Annotated in this window: 19 protein-coding genes and 1 pseudogene; 13 read left to right on the forward strand and 7 right to left on the reverse strand. The window is 65.9% G+C overall.

The annotated features are described in order from the left end of the window. Positions 1-101: 101 nt before the first annotated feature. The 3 genes from G6N43_RS04880 to G6N43_RS04890 form a co-directional block, all read right to left on the reverse strand. The gene (locus tag G6N43_RS04880) at positions 102-719 is read right to left on the reverse strand and encodes a TetR/AcrR family transcriptional regulator (protein ID WP_234810246.1); all 618 of its coding nucleotides are present in this window, start codon (positions 717-719) and stop codon (positions 102-104) included. A 218-nt stretch (positions 720-937) separates the two neighbouring features. Beyond that, positions 938-1357 carry a nuclear transport factor 2 family protein gene (locus tag G6N43_RS04885; RefSeq protein WP_083156569.1) on the reverse strand — a complete coding sequence of 140 codons (420 nt, stop codon included), beginning with the start codon at positions 1355-1357 and terminating at the stop codon, positions 938-940. 160 nt (positions 1358-1517) lie between these two features. Beyond that, positions 1518-3044, reverse strand: a complete 1527-nt coding sequence (locus G6N43_RS04890) for a carotenoid oxygenase family protein (protein ID WP_083156568.1) — start codon at positions 3042-3044, stop codon at positions 1518-1520. 401 nt (positions 3045-3445) lie between these two features. On the opposite strand from G6N43_RS04890, the pseudogene G6N43_RS31015 reads away from it, so the two are divergent. Further along, positions 3446-4032: pseudogene (locus G6N43_RS31015) on the forward strand (transposase); the annotation flags it as partial. 254 nt (positions 4033-4286) lie between these two features. Here the strand turns inward: G6N43_RS31015 and G6N43_RS04900 are convergent. Next, positions 4287-4766 carry a PaaI family thioesterase gene (locus G6N43_RS04900; protein WP_083156567.1) on the reverse strand — a complete coding sequence of 160 codons (480 nt, stop codon included), beginning with the start codon at positions 4764-4766 and terminating at the stop codon, positions 4287-4289. Positions 4767-4933: 167 nt separating this feature from the next. Between G6N43_RS04900 and G6N43_RS04905 the strand changes: the two genes are divergently transcribed. The 7 genes from G6N43_RS04905 to G6N43_RS04935 all read left to right on the forward strand — a co-directional run bounded on the left by G6N43_RS04905 (position 4934) and on the right by G6N43_RS04935 (position 12539). Beyond that, positions 4934-5764 (forward strand): mycofactocin-coupled SDR family oxidoreductase, encoded by an 831-nt coding sequence (locus G6N43_RS04905; RefSeq protein WP_083156565.1) that lies wholly within the window; start codon positions 4934-4936, stop codon positions 5762-5764. An 87-nt stretch (positions 5765-5851) separates the two neighbouring features. Then, the gene (locus G6N43_RS04910) at positions 5852-6619 is read left to right on the forward strand and encodes an SDR family NAD(P)-dependent oxidoreductase (protein ID WP_083156564.1); all 768 of its coding nucleotides are present in this window, start codon (positions 5852-5854) and stop codon (positions 6617-6619) included. A gap of 5 nt (positions 6620-6624) precedes the next feature. Continuing rightward, positions 6625-7416, forward strand: a complete 792-nt coding sequence (locus tag G6N43_RS04915; RefSeq protein WP_407664903.1) for a crotonase/enoyl-CoA hydratase family protein — start codon at positions 6625-6627, stop codon at positions 7414-7416. Positions 7417-7513: 97 nt separating this feature from the next. Continuing rightward, positions 7514-8326, forward strand: a complete 813-nt coding sequence (locus tag G6N43_RS04920) for an enoyl-CoA hydratase/isomerase family protein (protein ID WP_083156563.1) — start codon at positions 7514-7516, stop codon at positions 8324-8326. Further along, on the forward strand, positions 8323-9471 hold the full coding sequence (locus G6N43_RS04925) for an acyl-CoA dehydrogenase family protein (protein WP_083156562.1): 1149 nt from the start codon (positions 8323-8325) through the stop codon (positions 9469-9471). Before G6N43_RS04920 ends, G6N43_RS04925 begins: the two co-directional genes overlap by 4 nt. Further along, positions 9468-10481, forward strand: a complete 1014-nt coding sequence (locus G6N43_RS04930) for an acyl-CoA dehydrogenase family protein (protein ID WP_083156561.1) — start codon at positions 9468-9470, stop codon at positions 10479-10481. The genes G6N43_RS04925 and G6N43_RS04930 overlap by 4 nt, the downstream gene beginning before the upstream one ends. Positions 10482-10613: 132 nt before the next feature. Beyond that, positions 10614-12539 carry a flavin-containing monooxygenase gene (locus G6N43_RS04935; protein WP_083156560.1) on the forward strand — a complete coding sequence of 642 codons (1926 nt, stop codon included), beginning with the start codon at positions 10614-10616 and terminating at the stop codon, positions 12537-12539. Positions 12540-12590: 51 nt separating this feature from the next. Here G6N43_RS04935 and G6N43_RS04940 read toward each other — a convergent pair whose 3' ends face one another. Beyond that, positions 12591-13196 (reverse strand): TetR/AcrR family transcriptional regulator, encoded by a 606-nt coding sequence (locus G6N43_RS04940; protein ID WP_083156559.1) that lies wholly within the window; start codon positions 13194-13196, stop codon positions 12591-12593. Between the two features lie 94 nt (positions 13197-13290). Here G6N43_RS04940 and G6N43_RS04945 point away from each other — a divergent pair, with 94 nt between their 5' ends. From G6N43_RS04945 to G6N43_RS04965, 5 genes are read left to right on the forward strand one after another with little or no spacing between them, the layout of a single operon-like run. Next, entirely contained in the window at positions 13291-14469 is a 1179-nt protein-coding gene (locus G6N43_RS04945) for an acyl-CoA dehydrogenase family protein (RefSeq protein WP_083156558.1), read from the forward strand. Between the two features lie 39 nt (positions 14470-14508). Further along, positions 14509-15621 carry an NDMA-dependent alcohol dehydrogenase gene (locus tag G6N43_RS04950; protein ID WP_083156557.1) on the forward strand — a complete coding sequence of 371 codons (1113 nt, stop codon included), beginning with the start codon at positions 14509-14511 and terminating at the stop codon, positions 15619-15621. A gap of 31 nt (positions 15622-15652) precedes the next feature. Further along, positions 15653-16417 carry an enoyl-CoA hydratase/isomerase family protein gene (locus G6N43_RS04955; protein ID WP_163657997.1) on the forward strand — a complete coding sequence of 255 codons (765 nt, stop codon included), beginning with the start codon at positions 15653-15655 and terminating at the stop codon, positions 16415-16417. A 12-nt stretch (positions 16418-16429) separates the two neighbouring features. Continuing rightward, a complete protein-coding gene (locus G6N43_RS04960) occupies positions 16430-17680 on the forward strand; it encodes a cytochrome P450 (protein ID WP_083156554.1) in 1251 nt (416 codons plus the stop codon). A 50-nt stretch (positions 17681-17730) separates the two neighbouring features. Next, positions 17731-18027, forward strand: coding sequence for an LLM class flavin-dependent oxidoreductase (locus G6N43_RS04965; RefSeq protein ID WP_163657999.1), 297 nt, complete (start codon positions 17731-17733; stop codon positions 18025-18027). Positions 18028-18180: 153 nt separating this feature from the next. Here the strand turns inward: G6N43_RS04965 and G6N43_RS04970 are convergent, their stop codons facing one another. Both G6N43_RS04970 and G6N43_RS04975 read right to left on the reverse strand, forming a co-directional pair. After that, on the reverse strand, positions 18181-19353 hold the full coding sequence (locus tag G6N43_RS04970) for an acyl-CoA dehydrogenase family protein (protein WP_083156551.1): 1173 nt from the start codon (positions 19351-19353) through the stop codon (positions 18181-18183). A gap of 176 nt (positions 19354-19529) precedes the next feature. Continuing rightward, on the reverse strand, positions 19530-21062 hold the full coding sequence (locus G6N43_RS04975; RefSeq protein ID WP_110810516.1) for an AMP-binding protein: 1533 nt from the start codon (positions 21060-21062) through the stop codon (positions 19530-19532). Positions 21063-21077: the final 15 nt, after the last annotated feature.

Genomic DNA, 21077 nt, shown 5'->3' on the forward strand with positions numbered 1-21077 from the left:
GAACGCTACGTCTTGGCCGGCACAAAGCTGGTCAAACCGCCGTCGACGACGATTCGTTCTTCCGCCTGCTGCGTTGACCTGGCGGTGCGCCGGTCGGCTGCTCAGCCAGTGGCCTCTCCAGGCGCTGTGCGTGGCGGGCGTCGGTTGGAAGTAACGGCTTCGGGCCTGCGTTGATCGGCTCCGACTTGGTCCAGGCGCAGTAGTTGAATGGCGGTGCTTGCAATCTGGTCCGCGGTGATCTTCTCGTTCGGCCGATACCAGCGGGAAATCCAGATGACCATGCCGAGGATCAGCCGCATGGTTACGACGGGATCACCGGCGGCCAGGTTGCCTTCGCGTATGTTGTCGGTGACCACGCTGCGCCAGATCTTCTCGTACGGTCGTGTCCACCTGTGCCAGCGCGAGTACACCTCCGGCGGCAGGTCGCCACCACCGAAAAAAACCGGCATGTACTTGCGCATCTGTACCGCCGCGCCGGTGTGGATCCCGATGAGCTGGCGCAGACGCTCGGCGGAATCCTCGACTTCATCTATCGCGCCCTTGGCGGAGTCGATGAGCTCTTGCATGCTGCGTTCGAACAGGATGCCGAGGAGATCTTCCTTGGTTGGCACTGTGCGGTACAAGGTCGCCCGCGACACCGCGAGCTTGTCAGCGGTGTCGGCAATGGTGACCGCGTCGTACCCGCCTTCGACGAACAGTTCGGCGACGGCATCGGCCACCGCGTCACGGTCGATCGGAAGTCGCGGCCGACCGCGAGGACGAGAGCCGACGGGCGCCTTATTCTCGGTCAACAACCCGCCCCTCTGCTCAACCCATGCGAACAACGCTGACTTTAGAGCCTACCCGTCCCGGAAAGGCTGTGTCCGATGGTGCTTGTTGCCGCAGGCCGCCTCGACAGGCAGGCCCGCGAATTGGAGCACCCAACGGGCTCGGACGATCAGGTAGCGGGCTCCGAAATCTGCCCGAGCAGACCGACAAAGTCGACATAGATGTGCGACACGTCGAATCTCCCGTCCGAGTCCACGTGCAGTATGTGGCAGGCCGAGATGTTGAGCGATTTGCCGGTGGGCGGGACCGGCCCGGTCGGCAGGGACAGCGGGCCACTGTGCACCGCGGTAACAGCCAACTCCGCGGCCACACCCCCGTGGCCCTCGACGTAGGCGACGATGCGGTGCTTTCGATCGGCCAGCGATTGCTGGCCGCCGGCCAGGAACTTCTGCACCGCGGCGCGCCCGGTCTGTGGCACACCGCCCCAGATCCAGTCCACGTCCTCGCCGAGGAACTCCACCGCGGCGGCGAACTCGCTGGTGTCGATGGCCGCGTAGAAACGCTCGAGGTTGGCACGGTACCGGCTCATCGGCGCTGCTCTCCATTTCCCCGACCGCGGTGGTCGGCCCGCTGGCCTGAACGATCGTTATCATAGCGGCATCGCCGCGTGACTGTCCCCGCGACGGGTGGGCATGCGCTCGACGTCGATGACAACGCTGGCAGCGGCGCCGAGCCGGCACACTGTCGGGTCAGACGGCCACGCCGCTGCCCGCGGACTTGCGGAAGTCCATCCAGTGGCCGTGCGGTGTCCAACCCAGGCTGAAGGGCAGTTCGATCTTGCAGATGGGTCCGGCGGTGATGTCGTCGGTGTCGAAGATCTGGAACTCGCCCTTGCGTTCCCCCCACCAGGCGACCGGCACGATGATGTAGCCGTCACCCTCCGGGGAGTCGATGGTGCGCGGAGCGAAGGAAGCCTCCATCACCGCGGCCAGCTGACCGCTGTCGCGTATCTGGTAGACCTCCTCGGTGAGTTTGTCCACATCGTTGCGGATCAGGCTGTCCATCCGCATCCCGCGCCGCTTGGGCTGGCCGCCGATCTGGAACCCGTATCGGTGTCCCTTCCCGTAGTAGCGCTGGTCGACCTTGCTGATCTCCGACGGCAGGTCCGAGATCTGCTCGGCGGTGGTGACGCCCGTGGTCAGGTTGACCGTCCAACGACCCAGGTAGCTCGCGGCGTTGCTGAAGAACAGAGCCGCCTGGTCGCCTTCGTTGAAGTTGTTCTCCATCGGGAAAGGCGGTTCCTGAAAGACCGGAGCGTCGAGGATGAGTTGGTCGCCGACCACGTTGGCCGTCATGGTGTGCATGACGTACTGCGCTGGCAGGTCGGTCTTGATCCACCGCACCGGTCCATCGGCCAGGTTATACCGTGGGATCAGCGCGATGGTGATCGGCAGATCGGTTTCCCAGCCGAAGATGGCCAGGCCCTTGGCGTTGCGTTCGCGGTCGACGATGAACGGCTGGAACGGCATCACCACCCATTCCGGGGTGAGCCAGATGTCGTGCGCCACGGTGTTGTACGGCGCATCCCACAGGTCGCGGGATTCGACGGTGCCGTCGGGGTGGACGTACTTCATCGTGACGTACGGAGCGATGTCGCTGTAGGACCAGCCGTAGAGGATCCCGGTGTCCTCGTCCCACTTGGGATGTGCGCAGAATGTGCCGTCGCCGTAGCACACCTGCTCGTGCGGTCCGCGGGACAACGCCGGCGCCCAGTCGACAACGCCCTTGGTCTCCAGGGTGATGGGGTCGATGGCCATCGGGGGGCCGCCGAGCTCCCCGGAGGCCACCAGTTGTCCGGCGTGCGGGAAGATGTTGATGCTACTGGTGCTCTGCGGGGTGTGCGCATTCTCCGGGGTGCGGTTGACCTCGCCGTAGCCGTAGTCGCGGTAGTCGCCGAAGCCGCCGTCGGCGTACTCGAACATACTGCGGCCGTGTTTGTCCTCCAGCAGGTACTTCGGCGTGCGGACCCAGCGGTTGCGGAAGTCCGCGCGGCCGTTCTCGAACACCAGCCCCTGGACCATGCCATCCATCGCCAGTAGCGGTGTACCCCCCTGTAGGGCGGGTCGCTTCCAGCACGGTCCGGTGCGGTAGATCCCACCGGCAAGGTCCTTGGGAATCTCGCCGTGGGTCACGATGCACTCCTCGACCGTCGCCTCGAACCTCATCGGACGGAACGGGCCTTTGGTGGTTACCGTTTCTGGGATCGAGTAGCTCATTTCCTCACTCAATTCTTCGTGTGGCCGGTATGCGACGCAAGCTTGGCCGTATACGACCAGAGTAGTGTGCTATCGACATTCTGTAAACGATCGCTCACATGAAAATTGTCGGCGAGAACGCACCGATCGGCGTCTCGACGGTGGGAAACATTCATCTGATCTCCCTGCCAGTTGCCATCAGATAGGGGATCAAACAGGGATTGCACGGTGTTGCAGACGGGCGCGCGCTCATCGGGGGCCGGGCAGCAGTGAAGCAGTCGGAAGCGTCGGTGCCGAACGATCGTTTACAGGACTCGGACGGCTGTGCCGCGAACGCAGACCCCAGGTTCTCAGGGAAACCGACAGGCCCCGCCCGGGGAATGACCACCATCCGCGCACGATGGTGTGTCGTGCGGCTAGAGCGCACCGTCGCCGCGCCCCAATTGAAGTCGTGCGCGACGCGGATGGGCTTTGACGCCGACTGCGACAACGTGCTGACGCTGCAGGCCCGGTGGCGACGCCTGGACCAAGCGATGAAGAGATGGCCACCGACGGGGAGTTCACACGATCGTGAGACGACTGGCGTGTCTGCCGGGGGGGGGGATCACATTGACGGGGTTTGCGTCGGCAGTCGAGATTGGCAATCGGAGCCGGCTCTCCGGCAACATGATTGGGTCTTTCGCGGGTTGGCTCCTACGGAGTACTCATCGGGTGCCTCGCGGGCGCAGGGTCCGATCACCAAGACCGGGAACACCCACGTTCGGCGGCTGCTTGTCGAGGCGGCATAGCATCACTAGCCCAGATGTCACGTCGGTGCGGTGATGCGTTCACGGTGCGACCGGGCTTCTGTGCCGGCAGCGCGCGCTCGCGGAGATGACGGCGACCGCCCGGCTGCATGGCAGGTTGGTGGGCTTCCTGGAGCGGCGTAAGCGACCGGTGGTGGCCAATGTCGCGGTGGCGCGAGAGCTCGCCGGCTGGTTGCTGGCCGCTGGCGATCATGCAGGACTGACCGCCACCCGATCTGTTTCCTCGCCCGAGCCGGTGGTGGCAGCACGTGGATCGACCCGCGACGCACCCACGAGCAGCCGTTCGTGGTGACGCTCGATGCTGGATACGCAGATGTGATCCAGTCGAAACACCGTCCTGCGCTTGCCATTGCCCGAGTATCAGTTCGACCGCGCGTCGCCAACGACACGCTCACCACACGGACTCGCCGAGGCAGCGCCTCACCCTGCCCTGTTGACAAACTTCTCTACATATCGGCTAGTCCGGTTCGCCACGCGAAACGTTGGAACCGCCGGCGATCATGGTGCCTTGGCTTGTGGCGCAACGATTCCCGTAGCGGTCCTCGACGATCACCTCGATGAACTTGGTGCGTCGGCCCCCGCCGAGTGGCACCGCACGGAAGGTGATCGGCGCCAGAGCGGGGCGATGATATTGAATGTGCAACGATCCGGTGGCCGGCAGCATGCCCTGCTGGCTCACGCGCAGCGTCATCGCCCCCATGACCTGGTCCGCGGCGGCGACGACGATGCCGCCGTTGACGGCTCCGTTCGGGTTCGGAGTCAGTGCTGGTCGATCCATGATGAACAGGGCCGATGCAGCCGTGAACTCGACGCACCGTAGGCCGAGATCTCGGCAGAACGGTAACGAGTTGGCCCACGCCACCCAGTCGCCGGAATCGTGGTCCTCCGGGTACCACCACACGGCATTGCCGGCGGCTGGCCCAGCGGTCGGCGTCATGGCCTCGGAGTCTACCCCGGGCACAAACGATCGTTATCGCGACTCCCGAGTCGATGTGGTCGTTGACACACGCACCCAGCATGGTTAATTATGAGATCAATTGCCTTAAAAAGAAGCCACGCGATGTGCTGCTGGCCATTGCCAACAAGGAAGTTAGGAGTGCTGCTATGGGTTTGGCAGACGGGAAAGTCGCCTTCATCTCAGGTGTCGCACGGGGGCAGGGCCGCTCGCACGCGGTTCGGCTCGCCGAAGAGGGCGCCGACATTATCGGATTCGACATCTGCGCTGACGATCCGGCTGTCGAGTATCCGCTGGCCACTCAGGCGGATCTGGACGAAACCGCGGAGCTGATCGGCAAGTTCGGGCGCAAGGCGCTGCTGAGCGTCGCGGACGTGCGTGATTATGACGCCGTCAAGAAGGTCGTCGACGACGGCGTGGCGGAGTTGGGCCGCTTGGACATCGTGTTGGCCAACGCCGGCGTCATGGCCATCACCGGGCAGCACCGTCTCCAGCGCGCGGCCTGGGACGTCGGCATCGACGTGATGCTCAACGGTGTCTACAACACCGTCGAAGCGGCGATCCCGCATGTGCGCGCCGGCGGCAGGGGCGGGTCTATCGTCATCACCAGCTCGACCGCGGGACTCACGGGTGGACTGTCCGATGGGTCCCCGGGGATACAGGGCTACATTGCTGCCAAGCACGGTGTCGTGGGGCTCATGCGGGGCTGGGCCAATGTGCTTGCCAAGGAAGGGATCCGGGTCAATACCGTGCACCCGACGGGCGTCAACTCGCCGATGATCGCCAACGAGGCATTCGCGCGCTTCGTCCAGGAGTACCCCGAGATCGCGGGCATCCTGCAGAACCCCTTGCCGGTGCCCAACGGCCTGTTGGAGCCCGAGGACATCACGAACTCGATCATCCACCTGATCTCCGACGCCGGCCAGTACATCACCGGGACGACCTTCCGCGTCGACGCAGGGTTCTCCAGCAGAGCCTGACCGAGCCAGTTGTCGGAGGCCGGCGCCCAGCTGGTGTCGGGCCGGCCTCTGGCCGTGGACTTATCGTATGGAAAGGCAACAACAGTCATGAAACTCGACGGCTCATCGGCAGTGGTGACGGGCGGGGCGTCGGGCCTCGGCCTGGCCACCGTGCGACGCCTGCTCAAGGAAGGTCCCGCGGCGGTGGTGATCGCAGACCTGCCCACCTCCGCGGGCGCTGCGGTGGCTGCTGAGCTCGGCGAACGAGCATTCTTCGTTCCCGCCGACGTGCGTAGTGCCGACGACCTGTCGGCGGTATTCGATGCAGCAGAGGCCCAGGGCCCACTGCGCGCGGTGGTGCACTGCGCCGGTCGGGGCGGGCCAGTGCGGGTGGTGGACAAGAAGGGTGAGCCGGGCTCGCTGGAGCTCTACACCGAGATCGTCACCATCAACCTGATCGGCTCGTTCAACGTGCTGCGGCTTGCCGCGGCCCGGATGGCGGGCAATGAACCGGTGGACGGGGACCGTGGCGTCGTCATTCTGACCGCATCGGTGGCGGCGTTCGAGGGCCAGATCGGCCAGATCCCCTACGCCTCGTCGAAGGCGGGCATCGTGGGAATGACGATCGTGGCGGCGCGGGACTTGGCCAGCCGGCAGATACGGGTCAACACGATTGCACCCGGGACGTTCGACACCCCGCTGTTGGCCCGACTCTCCGACGATGTGCGGGCCTCGTTGGCGGCTACGGTGCCGCATCCGAGCCGACTCGGCGATCCCGACGAGTATGCGCAGCTGGCACAGGCCATCATCGACAACGGCATGCTCAACGGCGAGACGATCCGGCTCGACGGAGCCATCAGGATGGCCCCCCGGTGACGACCGTGACCGGTAGCGAGGTGACCGCGGGCGTCCAGGTGGACATCGACAGTCACATCGCGGTCATTGCGATCAACCGGCCAGCGGTGCGCAACGCGATCGACTTCGACACCGCGACCGCCATCGCAACCGCGCTTGACGACGTCGAGGCGGCCGTCGACGTCCGGGCGATCATCATCACCGGGCGCGGGGGACACTTCAGCGCCGGCATGGATCTCAAGGCGTATTCGTCGGGCGGTCGACGACCGATCACCAAGACCCGAGGCGCGTTCGGGATCGTCGAGCGGCCGCCGGCCAAGCCCCTGATTGCCGCAGTCGAGGGTGCGGCGCTGGGTGGCGGGCTGGAGATCGCGCTGGCCGCCGACCTGATCGTCGCGGCTCAAGGTTCCCGGCTGGGGCTGCCCGAGGTCGCCCGCGGCCTGGTCGCCACGGCCGGCGGTGTGATCCGGCTCCCGAACCGGATACCGCGCGCACTGGCGTTGGAGATGATTCTCACCGGCACCCCGATCAGCGCCGAACGAGCCTACGAAGTCGGCCTGGTTAACCGCATCGTTCCGGCCGGGCAGACGCTCGACGAAGCCCGCGTGATCGCCGCGGCGATTGCGGCGAACGCGCCGATGGCGGTGCGCGCCGCCAAGGCCGTCGCGACCCGCTCACCGAACTGGCGTGACGACGACACCCGCGAGGCTTTCGCCCTGCAACGCTCCTACACCGACCCCGTCCGCGAATCCGCCGACGCTGCCGAAGGCGCCAAGGCATTCGTCGAGAAGCGCCCACCGGTGTGGCGCGATGCCTGAAGCCTGAATACGTTGGCCTACACTAACTTTCGCGTAAGGAGAGCAAGATGCGCATCGTGCGCGGGGTAGATTTCGGTATCAGTGGTTGGGGCCGGCCGTGACCGCGAGGGCGACGCCGCGAGAGCGCGGTGTCCACACCGGTGACGTTGCTGTCGAGGTTCTGGCCAACCATGTCGCGGTCATCGAAATCCGGCGGCCGCCGAACAACTTCTTCGACGCACCGCTCATAGAAGAGATCACCGAAGTCCTCGACGAGTTGCAGGTTAAGGACGCGGCCAGGGCGGTCGTCCTGGCCGCGCAGGGCAAACATTTCTGTGCCGGAGCGGATTTCGCGGGCACCAGCGGGGCTGCCGAGGTATCGCCCGACGAGGGGGCGCGAGCGCTCTACGCGGCAGCGGCGCGGATCTTCCGCGCCGAACTGCCGGTGGTGGCGGCGTTGCAGGGCGCCGCCATCGGCGGCGGCCTGGGGCTGGCACTGGCCGCTGATTTCCGGGTTGCAAGTCCGGAGTCGCGGTTCAGTGCGAATTTCTCGCGACTGGGGTTCCATCACGGCTTCGGGTTGACGGTGACACTGCCGCGGGCGGTTGGAGCCCAGCATGCCGCTGACTTGCTGCTCACCGGCCGCCGGATCGGCGGCGAGGAGGCGTACCGCCTCGGTTTGGTCGACCGGCTGGTCGAGACGTCGGAGATTCGTTCAGCGGCAGTCGAATTCGCGCGCGAACTCGCGACCGCCGCGCCGCTGGCCGTGCGAAGCATCCGCAAGACGCTGCGCGCCGGGTTGGCCGACGAGGTGGCCAAAGCCACCGAGCACGAGCGGTCCGAGCAGGCCTGGCTGCGCACCACCGAGGACTTCGCCGAAGGTGTCCAGGCCTCCGCGGAGCGCCGCGACCCGCTCTTCACCGGACGATGAGCGCGGTCGATGCCGGACCTGACCGGCGCCAGGACAACGGTTCCGACAATCAAGAAAAGCTGCTCGGACTGCGTCGGCAAGTACGTGAGCTGACCGGGCAGTGGCTCGCCGAGGGCCGTTACCGGCCACGTAGCGACTGCTGGCTTCGCTCCTTCGATCTCGAGTTCTCCCGCGAGCTCGCCGCACGCGGGCTGATCGGGCTGACGTGGCCGAAGGAGTTCGGCGGCTCGGAACTCGATGCGAGGTCACGCCTCGTGGTCACCGAAGAACTGCTGCGAGCTGGGGCTCCCGTTGGTGCGCACTGGATCGGTGACCGCCAGATCGGGCCGGCGATCCTGCGACACGGCAATCCCCAACTCCAGCAGGAGATACTTCCCGGCATCACCAGCGCCGAGTTCGTGTTCTGTCTTGGCATGAGCGAGCCGGAGGCCGGCTCCGATCTGGCCGCCGTGCGGACGGTGGCCAAGAGGACCGACGGCGGCTGGGTCGTCAACGGCCGTAAGACCTGGACCAGTCAGGCCCATCGCGCCACGCACGCCTACCTGTTGGCGCGCACCGATGCCAGCGGGCGCAAGCACGAGGGGCTGTCCGAGTTCATCGTCGACATGCACCATCCCGGCGTCGAGGTGTCGCCCATCATCGACCTGTCGGGCGAACACCACTTCAACGAGGTCACGTTCGCCGACGTTTTCGTGCCCGAGCATTGGCTGATCGGTGTCGAAGGCGACGGCTGGCGCCAGGTGGTCGACCAGCTGTCGTTCGAACGCGGTGGACCGGAACGTGTGCTGAGCACCTATCCACTGCTGGTCGAGACGATCGAGCAGTTGCGGACCGCCGACGATCATCGCTTCGACGAAGAACTGGGTTCGCTGGTTGCGCGGTTGTCAGTTCTGCGGCGACGGTGCTGGGGGATCGCCGAGGCGCTCGACGCGGGCCAGGCCCCGGTTGTCGAAGCGGCGAGCCTGAAGTACTCGGGTACCGAGTTCGAAATCGACGTCATCGAGTTCGCCCGTCGAGTCGGGCTTCCCACCGCACACGACGACGGCCTGGTACAGGCGCTGCTGGCCTCGCCGGGATTCACCATCCGCGGGGGATCCTCCGACGTCCTGTTGTCTATCATCGCCAAGAGCGAGGCGCGCAAATGAGTGAATTCGCCGGCGAACTCGTCGGTTTGATCCAGAATCTGGCCAAGGACGCCGGCGAGACCACAGAGAGCGCCGCGGACGAAATCTCGCCCCAGTGGTCGCAGGTGCAGGAGCTTGGCCTCGTGGGCATCGGCATCCCCGAAGACCTCGGCGGTTCGGGCGGCGAACTCGGTGACCTGGTGGTTGTCGTGCGCGAGCTGGCCGCCCACGCGATCAGGACTCCCATCGTCGAGGCCGCTGTCGCGGCGTTCGCCGCCGGTGTGCCGGAGCCGGGGTCCTTCGGTTCGGTGGTGGTCGATCGCACGGTGGCCTCGCCGGGGGGGACCGTCACGGCCGACCTGTACGGGGTGCCGTTCGCGACCCACGCCGGCGAGCTTGTCATCGTCGGTGACCTGGGCCTGGCAGTCGTGTCGCTCTCGGCCGCGGGGGTAGACGTCGAACCCGCCATCGATATCGCCGGCGCCCCGGCCGGGAACGTGCGCCTCCAGCGCGCCGCCGCTCGCCCGGCGCGCCAGGGCTCCGAACCCGCGGCTGTGGTCGACCGTCTGGGGCTGCTACGTTCGGCAGCTCTGCTCGGAAGCGCTTCGCGCGCATACGAGTTGACACGCCAGTACGTCCAGGAGCGTGAGCAGTTCGGTGCACCGCTGCTGAAGATCCCCGCCGTCGCGACGGCGTTGGCGCAGATGGCCGTACACATTGGCGGTCTTCGCTCGGCGGTGGATCGCGCGATCTCACTGTGCGCTGACGGGGGAGTGAGCCCGACGCGACGGTTCAGTGCAGTAGCCAGCGCCCGGATCGTGGGCGCGCAGGCGGCCACGCTGGTGGCCCGCTCGGCACACCAATTGCACGGTGCGGTCGGGGTCACCCAGGAGTACGGGTTGCACCGATACTCGCGCTCGCTGTGGGCGTGGCGCGACGCCGACGAGCCTGAGCGGGCCTGGTCGAATCGGCTCGGAGCCGCTGCGCGCTCGCTCGGCGAGGCGGAATTGTGGGACACGCTCACGGCCTGAGAGGGCTGTGCTCGGTGTTGCCGACGAAGATTCGACATCGGGCATTGCGTCCGTGACACCCAGTTGCCTATATTGAGACATATTGAATCAAAAATACGAGTCGATGCCGACTCTGGCTCTAAAGGTGGAATCATGGCCGCTACGTCATATCCGACGCCGTCACCCGCACCCCAGGATTGGGTCGAGTCGTTGCGCGACGCACTGGCCGATGCCAACATTCCCACCTTGCTCATGGTGTTGCGGCACCTGACCGGGGACCCGCGCTGGACCGCCGACCCGTATCGGCCCCACAAGGGCAAGCCTTTGGACGACAACGATTCCGGTGGGCTTCCCGTCGAGCAGCAAGAGGAAGTCCGGGCCGCGGCCCTCGATGCCGTCGTCGCGTTCCGCGAGGGGCGTCTGCACCCGGTTACCCCGGGCCCCGACGAGGTCGTGGAGATGCTCACCGCGGCCATGGTGGAGGAGATCCCCGCCGAGTACGGTGAACTGCTCTCGGAGGAGATGGGTTTCATCTCCCGCGAGGTCGAGGTGCCGGCGGAACTGATTCCCGAGGGATTCCACGTCGTCATCATCGGTGCGGGGCTGTCGGGACTGGCCATGGGAATCCAACTGGGCCGCGCCGGAATCAACTACACCATCGTGGAGAAGGACGACGACATCGGCGGCACCTGGCTGGAGAACGTGTATCCAGGCTGCGGTGTCGACACGCCGGGACACCTCTACGCGTTCTCGTTCGCGCCGAACGCCGAAATCTCGCGGTATTTTGCACCCCGGGCCGAGGTGGAGGATTACCTGCAGCGGTTGACGTCGGATTTCGAGCTGCGGCCGAATATTCGGTTCAACACCGAGGTGACCGAAGCCCGGTTCGACGTCGCCGAGGGTCGCTGGCGGGTCGAGACCCGGTCCCAGGGCCGGCCGGAGACCCTGACAGCGGACGTCGTCATCAGTGCCGTGGGCATGGTGAACCGGCCGCAGGTGCCCGCGCTGCCGGGTCTGGACGAATTCCCCGGACCGGTGTTGCACACCGCGGCCTGGGATCCGTCGGTTGACTTGGCCGGTAAGCGGGTCGCGGTCATCGGAACTGGTGCAAGCGCAATGCAATTGGTTCCCGCGATCGTCTCTGAAACCGAACACGTCACGATCTTCCAGCGTTCTAAGCAGTGGGCCGTTCCGCACCCGAACTACCATCGCGACGTCAAGTCATCGGTGCAACTCCTGATGCGGGAGGTGCCGTTCTACCTGCAGTGGTACCGGCTGCGTGCGTTCTGGAACTTCAGCGACCGGCTGCACTCGGCCCTGCAGATCGATCCAAGCTGGCCGCATCCCGAGCGGTCGGTCAACGAGATCAACGAGCGGCACCGGCGGTTCTTGACGAAATACATCAAAGAGCAGCTCGGCGATCGCACCGATCTCGTCGATGCTTGCGTGCCCGACTACCCGCCCTACGGCAAACGGCCGCTGATCGACAACAAATGGTACAAGACCATGCTGCGTGACGACGTCTCGCTGGTCACCGACGCGGTGGACCACCTCGACGGCAACCGCTTGGTGACCACTTCGGGCAAGTCCGTAGAGGCCGACGTGGTCGCCTTGGCGACCGGGTTCAAGGTGCTGCAGTTCCTGTGGCCGATGGAGATCATCGGATCATCGGGTAACACACTGCGCGAGCAATGGGGCGTCCACGACGCTCGCGCCTACCTCGGCGTGACCGTCCCAGACTTTCCGAACTTTTTTATCCTCAACGGCCCCAACACCAATGCCGGTCATGGTGGCAGCGCCATCCACTCGACGGAATTCCAGGTTCGCTACGTCATGCAGGCGCTGCGGAGTCTGTTCGAGTCGGGGTCGACGGCCATCGACGTGGATCGGGACACCTTCCTCCGGTACAACCAGGAGCTGGATGAGGCGCTGTCCCAGAGCATCTGGTCGCATCCGGGTATGACCACCTACTACCGCAACGAGTTCGGCCGTATCGTGGTGAGCAGCCCGTGGAAGTATGTGGACTACTGGGAGCGCACCCGGGAGTTCGATCCCAGCCAGTATCACCAGGTGGGATAGCCGGTAGAGGCCTCGGAAGCCACCGGCTGAGCGGGGGCCCGGCGCGTCACGTCAGCTGCCGCCGGCCCACCGGCCGGCAGCGAACGTGATGTCGACGATGTCGCGTAGCTGAGCGCGGACCGCGGCGTTGTCCAGTACCCCGACGCCCCATTGCTGAAGCGAGCCGACCAGGCCGGCGGTCATCGCCCGGGCGAGTCGGCGCGGCTCGGCGGACGGCGCGAGGTCGCCGGCATCGCGCGCCGCGCGGAAACAGGCGACGAACTCGCGAGTCGGGTTCGTCGTCATTGCGTGCAGGCCGTCGTTCCAGTCGCGGATGAGCGCCCGATGCACCGCGACGTCGGTTACCAGCGTCGCCACGATGGAATCGATGATGCCGCGGACCCGCGGATAGGGATCGGCCGGCAGTTCACCGAAATCGATGGTGGCCACCGCCGAGTCGGCCAACGCTGCCCAAATGGCGTCGCGGTTTCCGATGAGGTTGGTGATGGTCGGAATCGACACCTCGGCGCGGTCGGCCAATTCGGGCAGCGTGAAGGTACGTTCCGGTCGTTCCCGCAGCAGAGCGCGTGCGGACTCCAGGATCCGTTCCCGCCGAGACTGCTTGCCCCGCTCGCGCAGACTCCCGGCGGCGATCGGCACTTCGGTTCGAGCTTCCACAATCCCAACCTCACTAATTTTGTTGACACCAAAAATTTGGTGTGCATAAAATTTACCGGAATTCACCCTGACCCGCACGGACAAGAGGCCCATCATGACTATCGCCGCGGCTCCCGCGCTCACGCTGGCCCCCTCGCCCGAAGAGCGAGCCTTCCGTGAGACCATCCACGCCATCACCGCCGCCTACGGGCCGGCGTACTACAAGAAGTGCTACGTGGAGAACCGGACCCCCGTTGAACTGTGGCGTGAACTGGGGGAGGGCGGTTACCTCAGCGTTCACCTTCCCGAGGAGTACGGCGGCGGCGGCGGCGGAATTGCCGACCTGGCCGCAATGCTGGAGGAGACCGCCGCCGCGGGCTGTCCCCTGATGGCGCTGCTGGTGACACCGGGAATCGTCGCGCCCATCATCCAACGCCACGGCACCGAGCAGCAGCGCCGAGAGTGGTTGCCCGAGATCGGCGCCGGACGACTGCGGTTCGCCCTCGGCATGACCGAACCCGGCGCCGGATCGAACACGCACAACATTGCCACGACCGCCCGCCGCGACGGTGACCGCTACATCGTCAACGGGCAGAAGTACTACATCTCCGGCGCCGACACCGCCGATTACATCCTGCTGGTGACCCGCACCGGAACCGACGCGAAGGGCCGTGGACAGATCACCATGCTGGCCGTCGATCGCGACGCTCCCGGACTGGTGCGCCAGCCGATCGAGACCGCGCTCGAAGAGCCCGAGCACCAGTTCACCCTGTTCCTCGACGACGTCGAGGTACCGGTCGAGCGGCGTCTCGGCGAGGAAGGCCATGGGCTCCGCGCGTTGTTCGACGGACTGAATCCCGAACGCATCCTGGTGGCCGCGGTGTCCAACGGCATCGCCCGCTACGCGCTGGAAAAGAGCGCCGAATACGCCCGGACCCGAAAGGTCTGGGGAGACACGCCCATTGGTGCGCACCAGGGTGTGGCGCATCCGCTGGCGGAGGGCAAGATCAAGCTCGAACAGTCCACGCTGGTCACCAGCAAGGCAGCGGCGCTCTACGACGCGGGCCTGCCGGCCGGTGAGGCCAGCAACATCGCCAAACTGGCTTCGGCCGAGACCGGAATCTTCTGTCTGGACCAGGCCATCCAGACCCACGGTGGCAACGGGATGGCCCGGGAATACGACCTCACCAGTTACTGGTGGCTGACCCGGATCCAGACGATCGCCCCGGTGTCTCGGCAGATGATCCTCAACTACATCGCCGAACACTCACTCGGGCTACCCAAGTCCTACTGAACCACGCTGGTCGGAAAGAAGAGAAGGGGCGGTACCACCATGCGCATGCAGGCGGCGGTCATCTGGGGTGAAGGCAAGGACTGGGAGATCGAACATGTCGACCTCGACGGGCCAAGCGCCGGCGAGGTTTTGGTGTCCTGGGAAACCGCCGGACTGTGCCACTCGGACGAACACGTGCGTCTCGGCGACCTGCCCTCGATGGTTCCGACAGTCGGCGGTCACGAGGGCGCCGGTATCGTCGTCGAGGTCGGCGAGGGCGTCACCGGGCTGGCCCCCGGGGACCACGTCGTGGCGTCGTTCCTGCCGGCGTGCGGCCGCTGCCGCTGGTGTTCGACGGGACACCAGAACCTCTGCGACCTCGGCGCGTTCTTGATGGCTGGCGCCCAGCCCGACGGCACGTTCCGGCGCCGGGTGCGGGGCACCAATGTCGGGGCGATGGCACTGCTCGGGGCGTTCGCCCAGTACGGCACGGTGCTGGAGGCCTCGCTGATCAAGATCGACGACGATATTCCGCTGGACCGTGCCTGCCTCATCGGCTGCGGCGTCACCACCGGATGGGGTTCGGCGGTGCACACCGCCGACGTTCGCCCCGGGGATACCGTCGTGGTGGTGGGCGTCGGAGGCATCGGATCCGGCGCAGTGCAGGGCGCCCGCATCGCCGGGGCTGAGAACATCGTCGCGGTCGACATCGTTGCCGCAAAAGAAAAAGCGGCGCGCGGATTCGGTGCCACCCACTTTGTGCCGTCGATGGCCGAAGCTAGCGAGCTGGTCGCGGACCTGACCCGCGGGGTAATGGCCGACTCCGTCCTGCTCACCGTCGGCCTGCTGCAGGGTGAGCAGATCGCCGGGGCCCTCGACCTGACCCGCAAGGGTGGGGCAACGGTGGTGACCGCTATCGGCAGCATCAAGGAAAGCACCGTCGCCATGTCGCTGCCGTTGTTCACACTGTTCGAAAAGCGATTGCTGGGAAGCCTTTTCGGGCAGGCCAACCCGCGCGCCGACATTCCGCGGCTGCTGCGGCTGTACCGCTCCGGTCAACTGCTGCTCGACGAGTCGATCACGCAGGAGTATCGCCTCGACGAGATCAACACCGGCTACGCCGACATGCTCGCCGGACGCAACATCCGCGGCGTGCTGCGACACACACATTGATCAACCTGGCCGCGATGAGAGGAGACCCACAGTGAGCCTGGTGCTGGTGGAAGACCACGGGCCGGTACGTCACATCGTGCTCAACCGCCCCGAAACTCGCAACGCGTTCCACCACGAGCTGCTCGCCGAGACCATCGCCGCGCTGCGCGCCGCCGGGGACGATCCGGCCGTGCGGTGCGTCGTGTGGCGGGGTGCGGGAAAGGTGTTCTCGGCCGGTATCGACCTCGCAACGTTGCAGGGCCTGGCCCAAAACCCCCAGACGTTGTTCGGTTTTCGCCGGTCCTGGGTCGAGATGGGGACCGTCATCGAGCAGATGCCCAAGCCGGTGATCGCCCAGCTGCACGGCGCGGCGCTGGGTGGGGCGCTGGAAGCCAGCCTCGCCTGCGACCTGCGAGTCGCTACAACCGACACCACGCTGCGCTTCATGGAGACCTACCACGGCGTGGTGCCCGATGGCGGCGGATGCGCTCGGCTGCCCGCCCTCATCGGGCTCGGCCGCGCCAAGGAGATGATCATGGCCTCCCGCCCGGTCTCGGGGCTGCGCGCCGAAGCCATCGGCCTCGTCAACTATGCCGTGCCACCCGAGGAACTCGATGCGTCCGTTACCGCTCTGGTGGCAGATCTGTTGGAGTGCAAGCGTGTTGCCGTCGGGCTGGCCAAACAGGTGCTCGACCACGCCGCGCGGCCGAACCTGTCGGTGGCGCTCGACGAGGAACTCCTCGCCCAGCAGGCGTGCATGGCTTCCGACGACTTCCGTGCCCTCGCCGGCGAACGCCGGCCCATCGCGTCCCACTGAGAGGTTCTCGACATGAGCGTTTCCGTCCGCACCGCACCGCAGCTGGGTGTCCTCGACCCCGACACCTACGCCAACGGCAATCCGGAAACCTTTGGCCTGCCGCTGGATCGGTACGCGTACCTGCGCGACAACGAACCGGTCTATCTGCAGAAATTCAACGACCCGCTGCTGATCGACAAGGTCTGGGTAGTCTCGGGGTACGACGACATCTCCGCCATCGACCGTGACGCCGAAACATTCGCCGCCAATCGGGGCCACATCAACATCTGGAAGGTCAACCCGGTGGACCCGGCGGTCGGCGGGCTGCCTGCGATGCTGAACCAGGACGGCCCCGATCACCGGCGGCACCGCCAGGTGATCAGCCGTGCCTTCACCCCGACGTTCGTTCGCCGCCTCGAAGAGAAGTTCCGCGGCTACGCCCGCGCCGTCATCGACCAGGCCCTGACGAAGGGCACGCTGAACTTCGTGACCGATATCGCCCACGCGATGCCGATGGAGGCCCTCGGCGACGTCCTGGGGGTTCCGCCGGCCGAGCGCCCACAGTTCTTCGGGTGGGTCGACCAGTTCGCCGCCCCGTTCGACACCCGGCTGACCCCGTCGCTGGAGACGACGCTGGGGGCGATCATGGAGCTGAGCAACTACTCGACCGATCTGGTGGCCCGCAAGCGGCTGGACCCCGGCGAGGACGTGATCTCACAGATGGTCAAGGCCGACGAAGACGAGAAGCTCTCCGAGGACGAGGTTCTGGGCAACATCATCCTGTTGGCCAGTGGCGCCGCCGAGAGCACCCGTGCGGCGTTGAGCCACGGCCTGCACCAGCTGATGCGCGACCCCGATCAAATGGCCTGGTTGCGGGAACGCGCCGACGATGTACCCGACTCCGCGATTCAGGAGATCGTGCGCATCGCGACGCCCTTCATCCACTTCGTACGCACCGTCACCAAGGACATCGAGCTGCACGGCCAGCCGATCGCCGAGGGGGAACGGGTGTGCATGCTGCTGCCGTCGGGCAACTTCGATCCCGCGGCATTCGACGAGCCTGACCGTTTCGACTTGTCACGTAATCCGAATCGGCACTTGAGCTTCGGCCGCGGACCGCACAGCTGCCTGGGCAAACATGTGGCGGTGTTGGAGATGAAGATCCTGATGGAGGAATTGCTGCAGCGCACCAAGGAAATCCGGCCTGCCGGCAACATCACCTATGTCCGAGACGTGTTCACCCGAGGCGTCTACGAGCTGCCCGTCACCCTGGAGCCGGCCTGACGCGGCCCGCCGCGGGTAGCGTTTCGCGGAGTCCCAGCCGGGCTGGATCAGTGATCAACACGCAGCGACTGGCCCGGCAGGCGGACGCCGCAGGATTCGATGCACAGTGGTCCTACGAGATTCTTCGCAATCCGCTCATGGTGGCGGCGGCAGCCGCCGCGGTGACCAATCAGTCCCGGTTGGGCACCGGAATCGTCGGAGCCTTCTTCCGCACTCCGTTCGACCTCGCCAACACCGCCGCCGATGTCGACGATCTGTCGCAAGGGCCGGATGATGCTCGGCATCGGTATCGGTGCGCCGGAAGCGCTGCGGGCCTATTACGGCGGCGAGATTCGCAAATATCGTGAGCACCTTTGCCCCGGTGCTGAGGACAAGTTAGGTGCGTGCGCCGTCCCGTGCGGGCCCGGTGGGTAGTTTAACTGGGGTCGGATCAGCAAAATACGCTGTGACACTGGTGATCTCATGATCGAGCTCATGCCTGTCGTCGGCATGTCCGGCGTTCAGCGCCGTGCTGCAGCCCCCCGCAGCCCGAGTGTGGAGGAGATGATGTCGCGTTGGATTTCGTTGGTGCCGGCGTAGATGGTGGGGGCGATGCTCATGCGTAGGTGGTGTTCCATGTCGAACTCTGAGGAGTAGCCGTAGCCACCCGTCATCTGGACGCCTTCTAGGGCTACTTTCTTGGCGGTTTCGGTGACTTTGACTTTGGACATCGAGGTGGCGCGGACCCAGTCTTCTGGGGTGCCGATTCCGTTCTCGATGTGGGCGACGGTGGCGTAGGTGAGTGCTTTTGCCGCCTCGATGTCGATCGCCAGGTCGGCGATGCGGTGCCGCAGGGCTTGGAAGGTGCCGATCGGGGCGCCGAACTGCTGGCGCTCGGTGACGTAGGCCAGCAGGTCGTCGAAGGTGCGTTGGGCCATGCCCAGACCTTGTGCGGCACAGACCAACCGTTCACCGTTGAGCCCGGCCATGACGTGTTTCCAGCCGCCACCTTCGGTGCCGACCAGGGCGGATTCGGGCACTTCGACGTCGGTGAAGTACAGGTCGTTGACCTCGCTGCCGCCCATGGTGGCGATGGGACGGATGTCGAGCCCGGGGGCGTTGGCGGGAACCTCCAGCAGGGTCAGTCCGTCGTGGGGACGTGCGCCGCGGGAGGTGCGCACGACCACGAGGATGGTGGTCGCGTGTTGGGCATCCGAGCACCAGGTCTTCTGGCCGTTGATGCGCCAGCCGCCGTCCACCTTGTCGGCTTTGCAGCTGATGGCCGCGGCATCTGAGCCGGCACCGGGCTCGGAGATACTGATCGACATCACCTCGCCGGCGCAGATGGCGCCCAAGCGGGCGGTGCGTTGTTCCTCGGTGGCGAAGCGCTTGTAGATCCCGGCCACGGTATGTGAGGTGCCCGCACCGTGCACCGGCACCAGAGCGCGCCACAGTTCCTCGAAGAGGATGACCTGTTCGGTCAGGCCACCGCCGCTGCCGCCGTACTGTTCGGGGATCGAGACGCCCAGGTAGCCCAGATCGGCCAGTTTCTGGTAGGTGCCTTGATGGTGTTGCTCGGCGCCGTGGTCGGTCAGCGCGTCACGCTGCTCACGGGTGCCGCACTCGCGCCGACCGAATTCACGTACCACAGCGGCTAACTCGCGCTGCTCCTCGGTCAACGACAACGGCTGCATGGCATCCTCCGACGACGGTTGATGACGGTGCGGGCCGGGGCAATACGACTGCTTGTCGCTCCACTACAGCCGATAGCGCTGCTGTCCCCGCCCCTTACCCCGGATGGCGTTTTCCCGGCCGATAGAGGGAATCGGCCGGGACTGTGATGAGCTCGGTGACCGATCTGTTCGGCAGTTCACCGCTCATCTACCCGTTTCGACGGCGCAGCGCCGGGTTCGGCGCCCGGCTCGAACGCGGCTTTCAGTACGTGCTTGAGCACCTTGCCGCCGGCATTGCGCGGCAGTGCATCGACCTGATGCACAACCTTGGGCCGCTTGTACCGAGCCAGCCGGCCCTCCAGCCAGCCGCCCAGAGTATCCACGTCCAGCGTGGGGCACCCGGGTGAGCGGGGGACCACGACGGCAACCGGCACCTCGCCCCAGTAGTTGTCGGGCCGGCCGATGACGGCGACCTCGCCGATATCGGGATGGGCGGCCAGCGTGCTCTCCACCTCGGCACTGTAGATGTTCTCGCCACCGGAGATGATCATGTCTTTTTTTCGGTCGACCACGTAGAGGAAGCCCTCGGCGTCGATATAACCGAGGTCGCCGGAATGAAACCAGCCCCCGTCGAACGCCTCGGCGGTCGCCTCGGGCCGTTCCCAGTATTCCAGCATCAATGCCGCCCCCCGGTAGACCAGTTCGCCCACCTGGCCTCGCGGCACATCGTTCATCGCCTCATCGACAACCCGAATCGCGACGGTGTCAACGGGTTTGCCGACCGATCCGAGTTTGCCTACGGCGTCCTTGCCGGGCAGGGATGCCACCGGAGTCATCTCGGTCTGCCCGAATACCGCGACCACAGCGGCGCCTCGGAACAGCGTGTTGAGGTCCTCGAGCAGACTGGCGCTCATCGGCCCACCGCCCCAGGCCGCCACTCGCAACACCAAATCACGTTCACCCAAACCGGTTTCGACGATCGCCTGCCACTGAGTGGGGACCATGAACACGCTGGTGACCCGCTCACGCTCCAAGGTGTCGAGGGTCCGCGCCGCCTCGAACGCGCCACTGGGCGCAATGATCATCGCGCCGCCGACGAGCAGCATCGCCGAGCCGATGACGAATCCCCCCACGTGAAACAGCGGCAGGCACAGCAGCGTGGTCTCGGTCTCCTCGACCAGCCGCCAGGTCCGGATGAGCGCCAGACCCTGGGCCTGCAGATTGAGATGGGAGAGTACCGCGCCCTTAGGTCGGCCGGTGGTGCCCGAGGTATAGAGGATCACTGCGGGGTCGTCGGTTGAATACGTCACGGACTCGATCTCGGATGTGGCGGTACGCCAACTGGTTTCACGGTCGATGACGAGCACCGACGGTGGTGGTGCGTAAGTTCCGGTGAGCAGGCCGGCCAGCCTGTCCTCGGTGATCACCGCGGCGGCTGAGGTGTCGGTGAGAATGAAGTCGATCTCGGCGGCGCTGAGGCGAAAGTTCACCGGGACGGCGATCGCCCCGACCCGGTGGGCGGCAACCACGCCGACGATGAACTGGGGCCGGTTGGTCAGCAGTAGTACCACGCGGTCAGCGCGACCGACACGGTGTCCGGCGAGCCAGGACGCCAAGCCGTCGCACTGGGCGTCGAGTTGCTCCCAGGTGATCGACTCGTCGTCGAAGCGGACGGCCACATCCGACGGTTTCGCAGTAGCGTGGCGGGCGACCAGGCCCGACCAGTCCATCCGCCGGGACGACTG

The organism is Mycolicibacterium moriokaense, from assembly GCF_010726085.1.
GTDB classification, from domain to species: domain Bacteria; phylum Actinomycetota; class Actinomycetes; order Mycobacteriales; family Mycobacteriaceae; genus Mycobacterium; species Mycobacterium moriokaense.